Source organism: Sporosarcina sp. P29 (genome assembly GCF_002743265.1).
Classification (GTDB): Bacteria; Bacillota; Bacilli; order Bacillales_A; family Planococcaceae; genus Sporosarcina.
On sequence record NZ_PDYX01000019.1, the window covers coordinates 1 to 15,362 of the forward strand.

Sequence of the window (15,362 nt, forward strand, 5' to 3'; positions counted from 1 at the left end):
CTTAATCAATATATAATTGATTATGTGAAAATAGATGGAATTACTTTAGCGGATCTCATTAAACGAAAAGAAATTAAGATTACTACTGTTTTTTAGTAGAAGGATGAAATCATTCATCTTCGGTAATCGGGCCAAAATGTTGTTGAATTGAGGGGAGTAATCTGTTGCTAAGAATTCTACACTTTATATTTGCTGCATTGGGTATTTTCTTTGCAGCATATGGACTTATTACAAAAGACTTTCAATTCCAAAGTTATATGATGTTGTGCTTAGGTCTAGTGTTTTTAGTAATGAGTCTTCAAGAGTTTAAAAAAGGTCGAAAAGCTTACGGTTGGCTACTTCTGGTAATATCTCTATTTCCTTTGTTTGTCATAATTCATGGATTCTTATTAAGTTAACGGGTGCGATTGTGGAAGAAGCTTATTTGTAGTCGCTTAGTTGATCGGAGCGGAAGCCGGCGACTCTGGGAGGATCAGAGGGACAGGTGAAACACCCCGGCGAAGCGAAGCGGAGGGGTGTGGTTCACCGCCCTCCCTCCAGAACGCGTCCGGCTGGAGCGCAGATCAACGAGTTCCAACCGTTATCCCATCTATGGGTGCGATTATGGAAGAAGCTTATTTGTAGTCGCTTAGTTGATCGGAGTGGAAGCCGGCGACTCCGGGAGGATCAGCGAGAGCCGTAACGAAGAACGGCTTTTGCGAGTGAAGCGGAGCGGAAAGGAGCACATCTTTGCATTGACAGGTGAAACACCCTGCGAGCGCAGCGAAGGGGTGTGGTTCACCGCCCGCCCTCCGGAACGCGTCCGGCTGCAACGCAGATCAACGGTTTCAAACCACTGTCCGAACTATGGGTGCTAGTATAGAATAAGGACCATGCCTCAATCAGGCTGATTTCTTTAATCATAGCTGATCAAGTCAAAGAAGATAACGGAGTAGAAATCAATAACGACAGTGTAAAAGATGCGGTTATTAATACAGACAGAACAACATTCACAACGGACGTTTTCACCGAGCAAATGCGAGGAAATCCATAGTCGAGCTGGTCATGAAAACGACGCGATTGATACAATCATCCGTCTAACGAGAAATACCACGACAATAAAAAAGCCTACACCTCCATTCTCTGTTTGGTAAAAGAGTGTCGAGGGGTAGGCTATTTACAATCATTTTTGAATTTAGAATGTTTTAGTGTTTACGCTTTACTTCGATTCTATAGCCGTCAGGGTCAGTAACAAAGAAGTAAGAAGGTGTTCCGCCTGCAAGTCCTTTTAATTCTCCTGTTTCATAAGAAGAAGCTTTACAGATTTCATGCATTTTTTCTAAATCATTTACGGTTACACCTAAATGACTGAAACCATTTCCTATAACATATGGTTCTGCATCATAATTATACGTAAGTTCTATTTGTACTGAAGACCCTGGTGAATTTAGATAGATTAAATCAAATTTATTCTCAGGGAATTCTCTGCGACTGGCTACTTCAAAATCAAAAAGCTCCGTATAAAAATCTAAAGTCGCATCAATGTCTCTAACACGTAAACAAATTTCAACGAGTACTTGGTTCATCACTATCATCCTCCATGATTTTATTGACCTAATCTTATCATAGATACTATATCCGTACACTTTATGCGATTGAACAAAGTCAGTTGCCCTAGAAATTATCACGCGCGTTACGTAGTTCGATAAAGTCTTCCAAAGTTTCTGCTAGCAAAAAGAGGTTAATTTCCTTCTCTCTGCCGATTGTTGACGGGAGCGTTGGCTGACCTTTAGCACGCATTTCTTGGACTTCATCCAATGAGTTGGAGATTTTTTTATTATCCGGCTGTATTTCGTATGCAAAACGTAAATTAGTTTCGGTATACTCGTGACCGGCATAAACGTTTATATCATCGTCCAAGTGCTTAAATTTCTGCAACGTTTCATATTGAGCTTCGTAATCGCCCGTAAAGACCCGACCACATCCGGCTGAAAATAAGGCATCCCCGCAAAAGAGGTTTTTCCCCATTAAAAAACTGATATGGCCATGCGTATGACCTCCTGATTCGTAGACCTGGAAAGTTTGACTCATCAAGTTAAAGGAGTCCCCTTCCTTTACCACACTATTCACCAAGTCTTTCGTTTCTTCCGGGCCATAAACGAGAATTTCAGGATGACTCGCTAGAATCTCCCGTACCCCACCAGTATGATCTTCATGCATATGAGTTAAAAGAATGGCCGCCAAACGAAGCTGCTTTTCTTCAAGGTACTCCAGGACAACACTCGCTTTTCCTGGATCCACCACAACGACCTCTGTTTCTTCTTGAATGCACCATATATAATTATCAGAAAAGGCTTTGATTGGATGAATAATCACTTTATGATTCCTCCTCTTTTATATATTTAATTTGCGGTTTGGAGACTTATTCCCCTTCCACCGACAAGTTTTAATTTATCCAGCTATCATAACACAGAGATAATTTATATACATGAAGAAGACAACCTCCTCTGTCTGTAAGTCAATACTAAATCCTATCATTTTGAAAAAAGTTAAGGAAAGTTAAAAAATTTGGTTTTAATTGTTACCTCAATTCCTGTACTTCTTCTACTGGGTTTGATTTACTTCCAATATTTTATGAAAAATAAAAGTCTTCCTCAACACTAGGTTGAGGAAGACTTTTAAGTATGAACAAGAACTCTCACGATTGCTTTAAAAAATCCACTTCGACTTCATTTTTTCGCGGTTCACGCTTAAAGAGATAGCCACCGTTTCTTACGGACATCAGCACTTCCGCCCGCTCACGAATAGCCTCATACGGATCTTTTGCATCCAACACGATAAAGTTCGCAGGCTTCCCCACTTCAATACCATACGCATCGTTTACTCTCATAATGTTCGCACCGTAATACGTGATCAAATCCAACGCCTTATTGATCTCGTCAATATGTGTGTAATGCGCTAAGTGAATCCCATTATCTAAAATATTCATCATATTTCCATTACCTAAAGGATACCAGTAGTCTGCTATGGAATCTTGAGCAAACGCCACATTGTTTCCGTTATTCAACAACTCTTTTACTCGTGTTAAGCCACGACGTTTAGGATAGCTATCTCCCCGTCCTTGTAAATGAGCATTTTCAGTTGGACAAGAAATAAAATTAATTTGTGATTCCTTAAAAAGACCTAACATTTTATTGGCATAGCTATTATCGACTGAACCGAAGCTACATGTATGACTAGCCGTTGTATATTTACCGTAGTCTTTTTCCATAACGAGCGCGTTTAACACTTCTAAGAAACGACTATTTGGATCATCGTTTTCATCACAGTGAATATCAATCATCACGTTATGCTTTACGGCCATGTCGACAATACGTCGCAATGACTCCACGCCATGCTCATACGAAATTTCAAAGTGAGGAATCCCCCCTACTACGTCCGCACCCATTTCAAGCGCTTCTTGCATTAAACGCTCTGCCCCTTCATATCTAAAGAATCCTTCTTGAGGAAAAGCTACGAGTTGTAATGTAACGAGGTCTTTCAATTCTTCGCGCAGTGTAACTAACGCTTTCATTCCCGTTAAATTTGGATCTGTAATGTCTACATGTGTACGAATGAATTGAACTCCTTTACTCACTTCTTTTTGAATTCCTTTTATCGCACGTTCACGCACCATTTCTTCAGTCAATGATTTCTTATTATCACTCCAACGCTGAATGCCTTCAAATAATGTTCCGGATACATTTGCATTTCCTTCGCCTAGTCCCGAAAAGATATAATCCAAATGTAAATGAGGGTCCACATAAGGTGGCAATACTAAACGTCCTTGCAGGTCAATTACTTCATCTGCGTTATCTAGATCATTACCTATTGCGGTAAACTGACCATCTTTCACTAAAAACTCATGGGAATCTGGGTCACCGTATATATTCGCATTTATATATTTCTTCATAAAATACATTGCTCCTTTATCCGTTGGTATAGTCATGAGTATAGCAGTTACGAAACAAGAAAAATAATTCTTGCTCTCAACAGCATGTGATCAGCTTATTCTTGTCTGTTTTTAAAATAAAATCCAAACTTTTTGCAGAAGCTGTCCGTCAAAAGAGTAAGACGTGATCGCGACATGTTTAAAATTAAAGAAGGTGAACCTTTTGTCATGACAAAAAATAAAAAAATAGAGCAGGTTGAGCAATTTTTAATTGAAAACCAAAATGCTCATTATCGGCTCGCCTATAGCTATGTGAAAAACAAAGAAAACGCACTGGATATTGTGCAAGACTCGATTTTCAAAGCGTTAAAATCCATTCATCGCTTGGAAGAAATCAAGTATTTAAAGACGTGGTTTTATCGGATACTCGTGAATACTTCCATTGATTTTATTCGCAAACATCAGCGGGTGATGGTGATGGATGATGAAGTTCTAGGTGGCTATTTACCACAAACTGAAGATGAACCAACTGATATAGATTTACTAGATGCGCTAGATACACTGCCTCCAGATGAAAAATCGTTAATTATTTTACGTTTCTTCGAGGATTTGAAGATTGACGAAGTGGCAGCCGTCTTAGATGAAAACAGTAATACAGTGAAAACCAGGCTTTACCGGACTTTAAAGAAACTGCGTATAGAAATTGAAAAGGGGGATTTGGAATGAAACGGTTAAACAAACTCAAGAAAGAATATGACGATATTGAAATTCCTCCCGAATTGGACAATTTAGTGAAGGATTCTATCCAAGGTGCAAAAAATGCTAAAAAGAAACGCTCACCCGTGAGAAACTGGTCGATTGGAGTCGCTGCTGCGGCTGCTTTATTCGTTGGCAGTATTAATGCTAGTCCTACTTTCGCCAATTCACTAGCGAACATCCCCGTTCTTGGTTCCATCGTGCAAGTTTTCACGATAGACACCTTAACTCTGGAAGAGGAAACGTATCAGGCAAACATGAAAACGCCGGCAATCGATGGTTTAGAAAACGAAGGATTGCAAACTGCGCTAAATGAAAAATATATCGAAGAAAACAAAGCGCTCTTTACGAAATTTGAGGAAGAGATCGCCAGACTAGAAGAGGCAGGTAGCGGTCATTTAGGTATGGATTCAGGTTATGAAGTAAAAACCGACACAGAACAAATTTTATCTATTGCGCGTTACGAAACCACTACGGCGGGATCTTCTTCCACTGAAATGCAATACGACACGATTGATAAACAACATAATATTCTTCTTACATTACCAAGTCTCTTTAAAGACGATTCCTATGTCGAGATCATTACTACCTATATTAAACAAGAGATGAAGCGACAAATGGAAGAGGATGAAAACACTGCGTATTTAGCTATCGAAGGAGCGGACATTGAGTTCAGTTCAATTCAAGCAAATCAAGACTTCTATATTACTGCGGATCATACACTCGTCATTTCTTTTGATCAGTATGAAGTAGCACCGGGTTATATGGGGGTCGTCACATTTGAGATTCCTTCACATATTTTACAGGATGCCCTAGTCGGGGACACATATATTCAGTAAGTTATTTAACAGCAGCAGATGATGGATTTCGTCTGCTGTTCTTCCTATAGATAAAGGTGTTTCTATACATACATAAGGTCATAAACGGTCTATTCAACACAAAATGATAGGAGATGTAAATTTTATGAATACGCTACATCAACAAGTCGGAAAGAAAAGAAGAAAGCTGAAGAAAAGATATTTTCTGCTTCTGATTTTTCTTCTCGTTCTATCGGGTACTGTTCTTTTTGTTGGGACGTCCTACTCTTTCCGTGAAGTACCTAGTACACCGGATCAACCTGTAACCAAACCAGCACCAACTGAAACACCACCATCAACTGATCAGCCAGAACCTATTACACCGCCAGAAGAATCTAGTCCTGAACCTGAAATTTTCCCTACAATAGAATCCGATGAAACAGAAACACCTACCGAAGAAGAAACAGAGATATCTTCTGAAGGACCAACGGAAACGCCAGCTGAAGAAAACACGGAGCCACCTGTAGAAGAGGAAAAACCAGAAAAAGTAGTGTATTTAACATTTGATGACGGTCCAAGCAAATGGACTGAGCAGTTTTTAGATGTCTTGGCTGCACATGATGCGAAAGCTACATTTTTCATGCAAGGGAGCAACTTGAAGAAAGAACATCTTCAGAATAGTGTAAAACGAGCAGTACAAGAAGGTCATTATATTGGCGGCCACAGTATGACTCACAATTATCAAGCACTTTACACGAATCAACAGTTTGTACCCGAGATGCTTGAAACACTAGATCTAATTCATAAAATCACAGGAACTACTCCTAGTCTAGTTCGCCCTCCTTATGGATCAGCGCCTGGATTGAACGGCGGACAAATACGGAAACAATTAGCTGACGCCCATATTAAAATTTGGGATTGGACAATCGATTCGCATGATTGGGAACTACCCGGTAATCCTTCTCAAATAATACAAAACATCAAACAAGACACTACTTCTGATAAAGAAATTGTATTAATGCACGAAAAATCACAAACTTTAGAAGCACTTCCTGGAGTTTTGAACTTTTTCAAAGAACAAGGATACGTTTTCGGAGTGTACAATGATGCGTCTCACTTTGTCATGAACTTCCAAAATGATGCTGCGCTTTAACACCACGATGTATTAGAATCTACTAATAGATGATAGTGTATGGAGGCTATTTAGTACGTGCAGCTAGCCTCCCCTTTCGTTTCACCATTTCCATTTGAAATGATGCAAACTTTTTACGTATTGTAGATCTTTTATAAACGTATGGGTTGACATCGTAAAGTGAATATTATATGATTACCTTGAATTCGAGATAAAAGGAGAACGTCATGGACAATCAAAATAAAGAAATCTATGAAGAAGATTTGTCTCTAAAGGCATTCATTGTTTTAACTCGTGCATTGCAATCCATTAAAGTGCGTGTGGAAGAAGATATAAAACGCTCAGGATTAAATCCAACAGAGTTTGCCGTTTTAGAATTAGTCTATAGTAAAGGTGATCAACCGATACAAAAAATCGGTGAGCAAGTATTGATTGCTAGCAGTAGTATCACTTACGTTGTAGATAAATTAGAAAAGAAAAACTTAATCAAAAGAAAGCCTTGTCCAAAAGATCGACGTGTCACACATGCGTCCATTACAACGGATGGGACGGAATTGATGAATGAAATCTTCCCTCCTCACAAAAAGGCGATCAAAGAAATTTTTAGCGGACTAGATATACAAGAAAAAGAACAACTAATTACACAGTTAAAAAAATTAGGTTTACATGCACAGAATATGTAATGGTAAATCTAGTTTTTTCACAACTATTCTCTCGAATTGATATTATATCAACTAAATATAAATTACAAAGGGGTTTTATGACATGACAAACGAATTACTAGGCATTCACCACGTAACTGCAATGACAGATAACGCAATGAGAAACTATGAATTTTTCACAAACGTACTCGGCATGCGATTGGTTAAGAAAACGGTAAACCAAGACGATATCCACACGTATCACACATTTTTCGCGGATGATGTCGGTTCGCCAGGGACTGACATGACGTTCTTCGACTTCCCGAACAACCCGAAAGGAACACCGGGAACGAACTCGATTTCTAGAACTGGTCTACGGGTACCTAACGATGCAGCGCTTGAATATTATCTAGAGCGTTTCAAAGAATTTGGCGTAGATAACGACGGCATTCAAGAACTTTTCGGCAAAAAAGTACTACCTTTCCAAGAAGCTGACGGACAAAAATATCAACTGTTCTCTGATGAGAATAATGAAGGCGTAGCACCCGGCACACCTTGGAAAAATGGACCCGTACCTGAAGAGCACGCGATTTATGGTTTAGGACCAATTGAAATCACAGTCAGCTATTTTGAAGATTTCAAGAAAATGCTCACTGAAGTATACGGTATGAAACCGATTCTTGAAGAAGAGAATGTAACGCTGTTTGATATAGGCGAAGGTGGCAACGGAGGTCAAGTCATTTTACGAAATGATGATACAACACAAGGTAGTCAAGGGTATGGACAGGTTCACCATGTGTCGTTCCGGGTGAAAGATCATGAAGCGATTAAAAACTGGGAAGCAAAGTATGATGCAATGGGTATGCAACATTCCGGTCACGTAGACCGTTTCTACTTTGAAGCACTTTATACACGTGTCGGTCATATTCTGATCGAGCTATCAACAGACGGACCAGGTTTCATGACGGACGAACCATACGAAACATTGGGAGAAAGCCTATCCCTTCCACCGTTCCTTGAACCAAAACGTGAATATATTGAATCACAGATTCGCCCATTCGATACAACACGTTCATAACAGTTGTAAAGGAGTTTTATAAATGGAAGCTATTAAAAAGATCCACCATATTACAGCTATTGTAGGAGATCCTAATGAAAATCTGAAATTTTACAGAGATGTTTTGGGACTCCGTCTCATAAAGCAAACGGTAAACTTTGAAGATCCGAGCGTCTATCATTTGTACTTTGGGGATCATAATGTAACTCCTGGAACGGTTATTACATTCTTCCCTTGGACAAATCAGAATCAAGGTAGAAAAGGCAGCGGTCAGGTCGGACGGATTGCTTTCAGAATACCAAAAGGAAGCATGGACTATTGGAAAGAGCATTTAACTGCCCAGCGTATTCCCATTGAAATGACACTGCTTTTCGGTCAAGAGACACTCGAGTTCGTTGATGTTCATGGACTCGAGCTCGCACTGGTCGAAGGTGAAATAACTGCAGATCATTACGATATAGTTGATTTTCATGGCGCTGTTTTATTGTCAGAAAATCCCGAAGGCACTAAAGACTTACTTACCGGCCTTATGGGTTTAACTGAACTCAATATAGATGATCAGAATCAACATTTTGAAACAGTAGGCAAGGAAAAGCACCATATTATTACAGCCACTCCCCCGCAACCTGCCGGAAGATTCGGTATTGGTACGGTCCATCACATCGCGTGGTCCTTGCCGCATAAGGAAGCATTGAAAGAGTGGCAGTCTGCACTGGCAGATGAACAATTTAAAGTCACTGAAGTGAAAGACAGAAATTACTTCACCTCGATCTATATTAAAGAAAAAGGACGCGTCATTTTCGAATTTGCAACTGACGGTCCAGGATTCGATGTAGATGAAGATATGAAATCACTTGGTTCCATGCTGAAATTACCGGAACAATACGAACAGAACCGGCAGGAATACGAAAGTCTGCTGCCGAAATTGGAGGTATAGTAGATGAATAAAATGCTCAACTTCTCTCCACAAGATCTAACGGCAAAAGAAAAGAAGAAATTCCTGATTGGTTCAGTTATTCCTAGACCTATCGCATTGGTTTCTACGATGTCGAATTCGGGTATTGTAAATATTGCACCATTCAGTTATTTCAATATCGTCACATATGACCCCCCGATGCTGTCCATCGCTGTACAGCGCGTAGACGGGAAATCGAAAGATACTGCTAGAAATATTTATGAAAATAAAGAAGCCGTAGTCCAGGTTGTCGATACAGATAACGTAGAAGCAGCAAACGCGACTTCCGCACCGCTAAGGCCCGATGAAAGCGAACTGGACGTCTCGAGTTTTACGACAGTAGACTCAAAAGCGATTCAAGTTCCAGGATTGAATGAAACCAAAGTGAGATTTGAAACAGAATTATACGATTCAATGGTCATTTACAATGAAGACAACATCGCAACTACAGATGTTTTATTGCTGAAAGTAAAACACTATCATATAGACGAAACAATCTATCACAACGGCTATATTGACCCGTTGAAACTACAAGCTGTAAGTAGACTAGCCGGTAGCGATTACGCTGAAATAGGTAAGCTATTCACAGTAGAACGCCCCCTTAAATAACCAAAGGAGTTGACGTGTAATGAAATATATTTACAATGAAAATAAAAAAGGTGCACCCGTATTCGTATTGCTCCACGGCACAGGTGGTACGGAAACAGACTTAGTCTCTCTTGCCGAACTACTCAATCCTGAATACAACGTGTTGGGCATTAGAGGAAATGTGCAGGAAAATGGCATGAATAGATTCTTCAAGCGTCATGGTGAAGGTCAGTACGACTGGGAAGATCTTGAGTTCCGAGGCAATGAACTGTATGAATTCATTGAAGAAAAATCAAAAGAATATGATTTCAAAATGGAAGATACGGTGCTAGTCGGATTCTCAAACGGCTCGAACATTGCGATTCAAATGATGCTCAAGCACCCAGAAACACTTAAAAAAGCAGCTTTATTCGCACCGCTGTATCCCGCAGATTTAGAAGAAAAACATGGTTTCAGTAATGTGGAAGTATTCCTTTCACTAGGCGAAGGTGATCCGATTGTGCCTGAATCTGAAAGCAAGCGCGTCATCCGTCTCTTTGAAGAAAGAGGCGCAAACGTTACAACGGCTTGGGTTAAAGGACATAGCCTTACACAGGAAGTCGCAATGCAAGCGAAAAACTGGTTGAAGTAAACACATTCTATATACTAAAAATATAAATAGGAGTGATAATAATGGAAATTAAAAAAAGCAATGAGAAATTTTATGTTGGTGACAACCCGGAAGAACCTCTAGCGGAAATGACGATCGTCTTGAATGGTCCAAAGCAATTCATCATTGATCATACAATGGTTAGCGACCAATTAAGAGGCCAAGGCGTTGGCGATATGCTATTAGAAGAAGTAGTGAAATTTGCGCGTGAAAACAATCGTCAAATTATCCCTTTATGTCCTTTCGCTAAAGCGAGACTTGAGAAAAACAGAGCGCAATACGAAGATGTGTTGAAAGCGAAATAATAAGCCGACTGCATTTTCATTACTACGCTATGAAACGATACTACAATGACCAATTTCTATCGAATCCCCTACTCTAAGCTTATATTTTTCAAAAAAGGGTAAGTAATTCCTAGGAGGTGCTATTAGTGGGATTTTATAAAACGCATAAGAATGAAATCATCACCTTACAGCTTGTTTCTCAAATTTTAGGGAAAGTGAAACTAGAATATGCTGCACAGGAACCCCAATGGGCGCACGTAGTTCTCGATATTACACCGCGCGGGTTTACTACAGGGCTACTGAGATATAACGCTCACCACTTTGAAATTGAAGTCGATTTAATTAAAAACGTAATCATTAGTAAAACAGAAAAAGATGACGCGGTAATCAAACTTGAGGACGGAAAGACGATTCGTGACTACTATCAGGAAATCATTCGCACTGCCGATGATCTCGGTATACCATTGTCTATCCATACAACACCTCAGGAAATGGAAACGACGACGCCTTTTGAAGACGACGTTGAACATCATCACTACAACGAAGACGTAGCTAAACAAATTCTTAAGTGGTTCCAATTTGCATGGGATGCTGAGCAACAATTCCTTGCTCCAATCAGACAACGAAAGATTTATCCAGGTCTTTTCTGGGGCACGTTCGACGTGACAGGTATCATTGTGTATAACGAACTCGAACCTTTCCCAGATGATAGTAGAGTAATTGAACGAGCTGCTTTTGATGAACATATGATCGAGTTTGGCTTTTGGTTGGGTGATGACAAATTTGAACATCCTACCTTCTTCACACTGCCCTATCCGTTTGTCGAAGGCGTGGAATTAAAAACAGATGACTCTTTCCCAGAAGGTAGTTACTTCAGTCCCGATATGGCTGAATACCTGTATGAAATCAAAAGTGACGTCGATCAAGCGGACCCTGCTGAAGTCATTCGCTTCCTGGAAGCTTCATGCAGAAAGTCGTTCGAATACTTAGAATGGGAAAATACCCATCACTGCTTCGTAGAGTTAAAAATGGAACCGAATAAAAAACAATAAACACGGTTTATTGTATGAAAACGTTAAATGACTATAGTAAATATAAACAAACCATTATTGGAGGAGATTTTTTATGACAAAAGCAACATGGAACGTAGACACAGCACACAGTACAGTAGGTTTTTCCGTAAGACATATGATGATTTCAAACGTAAAAGGAACATTTAACGAATTCCAAGGAAACATCGAAGCGGATCCAGAAGATTTAACAGGAGCGTCTATCGATTTCACAATTGATGCGAACAGTATTGATACACGTAAAGCCGATCGAGACAATCATCTACGTTCAGCTGACTTTTTCGATGTAGAAAATTACCCGAAATTATCATTCAAAGCAACAAAAATTGAGAAGACTTCTAAAGATACGTACGACTTAACTGGCGACTTCACGATTAGAGATACAACAAAGCCTGTCACGTTCAATGTAAAGTATGAAGGTATGGCTAAAGATCCGATGAGCGGAGACGAAGCTGCTGGATTTACAGGTAAAACAACGATTAACCGTAAAGAATTCGGTTTAACATGGAACGCTGCACTAGAAACTGGCGGCGTTGTCGTGAGTGATGAAGTAAAGATCAATATCGAAATTCAATTACGTAAGTAAGCCATATAAAATTCAGCCTTTTTGAAACGGCTGATAATGTGAAGTATATAGCAAGCCCCTACAGGTAGATTTTATCTTCTACCTGTAGGGGCTTTTCTTTCTATCTATAAAGCTAACTTTTTCTCCATTACGATATGTGGTATACCATCTTCCATGAATACATCGGATGTAGTTTTATATCCGAGTTTAAGATAAAACTCCTCTGCATGCGTTTGACCGTGCAACTTCAGCCGCGCCAGTCCCTTGTCCATTGCAATCTCTTCCAAGCCTTGAACAATTATCTTTCCAATACCTGCACTGCGATGAGAGGCTAGCACACAAATGCGTTCTAACTTCCCTACTCCATCTACTACTCTTACTCTACCTGACGCGATCGCTTGTCCTTCATCTTCTACTACTATATGTTCACATAATTCATTCAACACATCAAATTCATCAAACTCGTCTTCTTCCGGAACCTGTTGTTCTTCGACGAATACCGCTTTTCGTATGTTGAAAGACTTTTGAAGATCTTCTTCTGTACGTATTCTCTTAAAGTTCATCGTGCATCAACTCCTCTTTTTACTTTTCTTCCGTAAATAAGAAACTTCCCCAGACAATCTCTCAGTCTGTGGAAGTTTCTTGTTCTATCTCACATTTCAAAAATACATAGTCATCTTTTTCGATAGTCTCACTCATCTTCACCGGAATGCGTTCCTTGAAAATCGGTCCATCGACTACGACCGTGTGGAATTCCCCTGACTCCCCACAACTATCGATGCCGAGTGCTTCGAGTTCATCCATTAATTCCACCGTGAAACGTCTACCGAGAAATTTAGCAGGCATCATCTTTGTATTCACAACGACCACATAGGCTTCAAAGTCTTCTGCAATGAATTCTTCAAGTAGCTTACGTCGCGGTTCTTCCCAAAGTGGATGATATGCTTCCATACCCACTTTGGCACACATCGACTGTACCCATAGTAAATGATCTTCTAAATCGATGTCACCAAAAACTGCTTTGTGAATACCATGGGCTTTCGAAACGCGCATAGCATCTATGAATTGTATTTCATAGCCAGCCCAGTCTGCTTTTCGAATCATCAATGGAATATCCATCTGCTTCGCCTGTGCTTGAACGATCTCCAGTGGCAATGCATGTGATTTGGAATGTGGCTGATCTTTCTCGAACATTGTCCACAGCATAGCCGGCGTATTTCCCTCTTGGATTGCGCGATACGTTGCGAGTGCAGAGTCCTTGCCGCCACTCCATGACGTAACGAACTTCACGCCCGTCATTGTCCGTCCGCCCATGAGATGCGTGCATCCACTGTACGTGCCATGCGAATCATGTACGAACGGAATCCAAGCTTAGGCCAGAAATACGACGCCAAATGATTCGCCGTCAGCCAATCGGTCATGACATATTTATAACCCGCATTTTTCATTTGTGTGAAACTGTGATTCGCAATCGATTTGCCGATTCCTTGTCCACGCATCTTTATATTCGTCGTCGCCTGTACAAGCACTGCCGACTCATCCGGTGTGGTCATCGCATGACGTGCGTCTGCCGGTGTGAATAGATGAAAGGCTACAGGTACTTCATCTTGCTCTGCAACCCAGCTACGCGTACCTTCCTTGCCTTCATACGCCGCAAATACATCACGCTCTGCATCCAACGCTTCTTGTGTAATCGGTTTCCATGCTGGCGCTTTCGCCTGATGCAAACTGTTCCACGGCGCCATCTTATGCAATGTTTTTTGCTCGTCTCCTACTAGTTCCTTCATCTTAACGAGACTATTCTCTCCTGGCTGTGCGCGATAGTGTTCCAGTGACAACGCCGCAAAGCGCTGTTCGAAATGAAACGACTGCTCCAGCATTTCAAGAATTAATTCGTCATTACCAACCGGAATATCCATGAGATGTTCAAAATAGCCATTGCGAACCCATTCCGCGCCAGCTTCCGTGTACATCAAACGTGCCAATCTTGGATGCTCATCTTCATGAATGACAAACGATGGATACCCAACATATACCGTACGTCCGCGAGTAGCATCCTGACGATATTCGTATAATAAATAGCCGATGACGTCTTCGTCACGCAACGTCACGAGTCCCCCTGTATACGGTTTCTCCAATTCTTCACGCAAGCGATTCTCAGCTTGCTCGATGTCCTCAAAGCGTTCCTGCAAAAACGGAAAACGCTGTCGTTCATCTGCATGTCTCGCCGCTAATAACGTGGCCATCTTCGGTACATACTGCTCTTCAAATTGTACAAAATGAATCATCAGAATCCCCTCCTGCCTAATTTAACTAAATTATACCACAACTGTTTAGCTTGCCAATGAAATGAATGGATGGGAGGTGTTTTTGGTGATAGGTGGGTTATTGGTATAGAGCGGATGTGGAGATATATAGAGCGTTTAACCTTGATGTTTGAGCGGGGGCGGAGCTTGATTGAGCGTTCAACCTCGAACTATGAGCGGGACCGTAGCCGGATAGAGCGTTCAACCTCGAACTATGAGCGGGACCGGAGCCGGATAGAGCGTTCAACCTCGAACTAGGAGTGGGACCGTAGCTTGATAGAGCGTTCAACCTCGAACTATGAGCGGGACCGGAGCCGGATAGAGCGTTCAATCCCGAACTATGAGCGGGACCATAGCTTGATAGAGCGTTCAACCTCGAACTTTGAGCGGAGGCGGAGCTTGATAGAGCGTTCAACCTCGAACTAGGAGCGGGACCGTAGCCGGATAGAGCATTCAACCTAGAACTATGAGCGGGACCGGAGCCGGATAGAGCGTTCAACCTCGAACTAGGAGCGGGACCGTAGCTTGATTGAGCGTTCAACCCCGAACTATGAGCGGGACCGGAGCCGGATAGAGCGTTCAACCTCGAACTATGAGCGGGACCGTAGCTTGATAGAGCGTTCAACCTCGAACTTTGAGCGAGGGTGAGCAT

General features: G+C 41.1%; 18 protein-coding genes. 12 read left to right on the forward strand and 6 right to left on the reverse strand.

The genetic code is table 11. From position 1 onward, the window contains the following. The first annotated feature begins 260 nt into the window (after positions 1–260). Entirely contained in the window at positions 261–398 is a 138-nt protein-coding gene (locus CSV68_RS17460) for a DUF3953 domain-containing protein (RefSeq protein ID WP_255407213.1), read from the forward strand. 786 nt (positions 399–1,184) lie between these two features. On the opposite strand, the gene gloA is transcribed toward CSV68_RS17460, so the two are convergent. The 3 genes from gloA to CSV68_RS13395 all read right to left on the reverse strand — a co-directional run bounded on the left by gloA (position 1,185) and on the right by CSV68_RS13395 (position 3,931). Next, positions 1,185–1,565: a lactoylglutathione lyase gene (gene gloA / locus CSV68_RS13385; RefSeq protein WP_099633962.1), complete on the reverse strand. Its 381-nt coding sequence runs from the start codon at positions 1,563–1,565 to the stop codon at positions 1,185–1,187. A gap of 88 nt (positions 1,566–1,653) precedes the next feature. Continuing rightward, a complete protein-coding gene (gloB, locus tag CSV68_RS13390; protein ID WP_099662376.1) occupies positions 1,654–2,355 on the reverse strand; it encodes a hydroxyacylglutathione hydrolase in 702 nt (233 codons plus the stop codon). Positions 2,356–2,677: 322 nt separating this feature from the next. After that, the gene (locus CSV68_RS13395; RefSeq protein WP_099662377.1) at positions 2,678–3,931 is read right to left on the reverse strand and encodes an amidohydrolase family protein; all 1,254 of its coding nucleotides are present in this window, start codon (positions 3,929–3,931) and stop codon (positions 2,678–2,680) included. 207 nt (positions 3,932–4,138) lie between these two features. On the opposite strand from CSV68_RS13395, the gene CSV68_RS13400 reads away from it, so the two are divergent. From CSV68_RS13400 to CSV68_RS13450, 11 genes are all read left to right on the forward strand, one after another. Then, positions 4,139–4,636 carry an RNA polymerase sigma factor SigV gene (locus CSV68_RS13400; protein WP_199175033.1) on the forward strand — a complete coding sequence of 166 codons (498 nt, stop codon included), beginning with the start codon at positions 4,139–4,141 and terminating at the stop codon, positions 4,634–4,636. Next, positions 4,633–5,505, forward strand: coding sequence for an anti-sigma-V factor RsiV (gene rsiV / locus CSV68_RS13405; protein WP_099633958.1), 873 nt, complete (start codon positions 4,633–4,635; stop codon positions 5,503–5,505). The genes CSV68_RS13400 and rsiV overlap by 4 nt, the downstream gene beginning before the upstream one ends. 427 nt (positions 5,506–5,932) lie before the next feature. Beyond that, positions 5,933–6,616: a polysaccharide deacetylase family protein gene (locus CSV68_RS13410; protein WP_233192926.1), complete on the forward strand. Its 684-nt coding sequence runs from the start codon at positions 5,933–5,935 to the stop codon at positions 6,614–6,616. 206 nt (positions 6,617–6,822) lie between these two features. Continuing rightward, complete coding sequence (locus CSV68_RS13415) at positions 6,823–7,278, forward strand: MarR family winged helix-turn-helix transcriptional regulator (protein ID WP_099633956.1); 456 nt, start codon at positions 6,823–6,825, stop codon at positions 7,276–7,278. Between the two features lie 82 nt (positions 7,279–7,360). Beyond that, the gene (gene mhqE / locus CSV68_RS13420) at positions 7,361–8,314 is read left to right on the forward strand and encodes a ring-cleaving dioxygenase MhqE (protein ID WP_099662380.1); all 954 of its coding nucleotides are present in this window, start codon (positions 7,361–7,363) and stop codon (positions 8,312–8,314) included. Between the two features lie 22 nt (positions 8,315–8,336). After that, positions 8,337–9,230: a VOC family protein gene (locus CSV68_RS13425; RefSeq protein ID WP_099662381.1), complete on the forward strand. Its 894-nt coding sequence runs from the start codon at positions 8,337–8,339 to the stop codon at positions 9,228–9,230. Between the two features lie 3 nt (positions 9,231–9,233). Then, positions 9,234–9,857, forward strand: coding sequence for a flavin reductase family protein (locus CSV68_RS13430; protein WP_368665185.1), 624 nt, complete (start codon positions 9,234–9,236; stop codon positions 9,855–9,857). A gap of 19 nt (positions 9,858–9,876) precedes the next feature. Further along, positions 9,877–10,467, forward strand: a complete 591-nt coding sequence (locus CSV68_RS13435) for an alpha/beta hydrolase (RefSeq protein ID WP_099662382.1) — start codon at positions 9,877–9,879, stop codon at positions 10,465–10,467. A gap of 41 nt (positions 10,468–10,508) precedes the next feature. Next, positions 10,509–10,790 carry a GNAT family N-acetyltransferase gene (locus tag CSV68_RS13440; protein WP_199168455.1) on the forward strand — a complete coding sequence of 94 codons (282 nt, stop codon included), beginning with the start codon at positions 10,509–10,511 and terminating at the stop codon, positions 10,788–10,790. 125 nt (positions 10,791–10,915) lie between these two features. Further along, on the forward strand, positions 10,916–11,821 hold the full coding sequence (locus CSV68_RS13445; protein ID WP_099662383.1) for a DUF5996 family protein: 906 nt from the start codon (positions 10,916–10,918) through the stop codon (positions 11,819–11,821). 73 nt (positions 11,822–11,894) lie between these two features. Then, on the forward strand, positions 11,895–12,425 hold the full coding sequence (locus tag CSV68_RS13450) for a YceI family protein (protein ID WP_099633951.1): 531 nt from the start codon (positions 11,895–11,897) through the stop codon (positions 12,423–12,425). A 104-nt stretch (positions 12,426–12,529) separates the two neighbouring features. On the opposite strand, the gene CSV68_RS13455 is transcribed toward CSV68_RS13450, so the two are convergent. From CSV68_RS13455 to CSV68_RS13465, 3 genes are all read right to left on the reverse strand, one after another. Beyond that, entirely contained in the window at positions 12,530–12,967 is a 438-nt protein-coding gene (locus tag CSV68_RS13455) for a GNAT family N-acetyltransferase (RefSeq protein ID WP_099633950.1), read from the reverse strand. A 61-nt stretch (positions 12,968–13,028) separates the two neighbouring features. Next, on the reverse strand, positions 13,029–13,703 hold the full coding sequence (locus tag CSV68_RS13460; protein WP_099662384.1) for a Dph6-related ATP pyrophosphatase: 675 nt from the start codon (positions 13,701–13,703) through the stop codon (positions 13,029–13,031). After that, positions 13,700–14,692, reverse strand: a complete 993-nt coding sequence (locus CSV68_RS13465) for a GNAT family N-acetyltransferase (protein WP_233190418.1) — start codon at positions 14,690–14,692, stop codon at positions 13,700–13,702. The genes CSV68_RS13460 and CSV68_RS13465 overlap by 4 nt, the downstream gene beginning before the upstream one ends. Positions 14,693–15,362: the final 670 nt, after the last annotated feature.

Excerpts from the sequence above, each read along its gene's own strand:
- CSV68_RS17460 (WP_255407213.1), top strand. The coding sequence starts at position 261 with ATGTTGTGCTTAGGTCTAGTGTTTTTAGTAATGAGTCTTCAAGAGTTT.
- gloA (WP_099633962.1), bottom strand. The coding sequence starts at position 1,565 with ATGAACCAAGTACTCGTTGAAATTTGTTTACGTGTTAGAGACATTGAT.
- CSV68_RS13395 (WP_099662377.1), bottom strand. The coding sequence starts at position 3,931 with ATGAAGAAATATATAAATGCGAATATATACGGTGACCCAGATTCCCAT.
- CSV68_RS13400 (WP_199175033.1), top strand. The coding sequence starts at position 4,139 with ATGACAAAAAATAAAAAAATAGAGCAGGTTGAGCAATTTTTAATTGAA.
- rsiV (WP_099633958.1), top strand. The coding sequence starts at position 4,633 with ATGAAACGGTTAAACAAACTCAAGAAAGAATATGACGATATTGAAATT.
- CSV68_RS13415 (WP_099633956.1), top strand. The coding sequence starts at position 6,823 with ATGGACAATCAAAATAAAGAAATCTATGAAGAAGATTTGTCTCTAAAG.
- mhqE (WP_099662380.1), top strand. The coding sequence starts at position 7,361 with ATGACAAACGAATTACTAGGCATTCACCACGTAACTGCAATGACAGAT.
- CSV68_RS13425 (WP_099662381.1), top strand. The coding sequence starts at position 8,337 with ATGGAAGCTATTAAAAAGATCCACCATATTACAGCTATTGTAGGAGAT.
- CSV68_RS13430 (WP_368665185.1), top strand. The coding sequence starts at position 9,234 with ATGAATAAAATGCTCAACTTCTCTCCACAAGATCTAACGGCAAAAGAA.
- CSV68_RS13435 (WP_099662382.1), top strand. The coding sequence starts at position 9,877 with ATGAAATATATTTACAATGAAAATAAAAAAGGTGCACCCGTATTCGTA.
- CSV68_RS13440 (WP_199168455.1), top strand. The coding sequence starts at position 10,509 with ATGGAAATTAAAAAAAGCAATGAGAAATTTTATGTTGGTGACAACCCG.
- CSV68_RS13450 (WP_099633951.1), top strand. The coding sequence starts at position 11,895 with ATGACAAAAGCAACATGGAACGTAGACACAGCACACAGTACAGTAGGT.
- CSV68_RS13455 (WP_099633950.1), bottom strand. The coding sequence starts at position 12,967 with ATGAACTTTAAGAGAATACGTACAGAAGAAGATCTTCAAAAGTCTTTC.
- CSV68_RS13460 (WP_099662384.1), bottom strand. The coding sequence starts at position 13,703 with ATGACGGGCGTGAAGTTCGTTACGTCATGGAGTGGCGGCAAGGACTCT.
- CSV68_RS13465 (WP_233190418.1), bottom strand. The coding sequence starts at position 14,692 with ATGATTCATTTTGTACAATTTGAAGAGCAGTATGTACCGAAGATGGCC.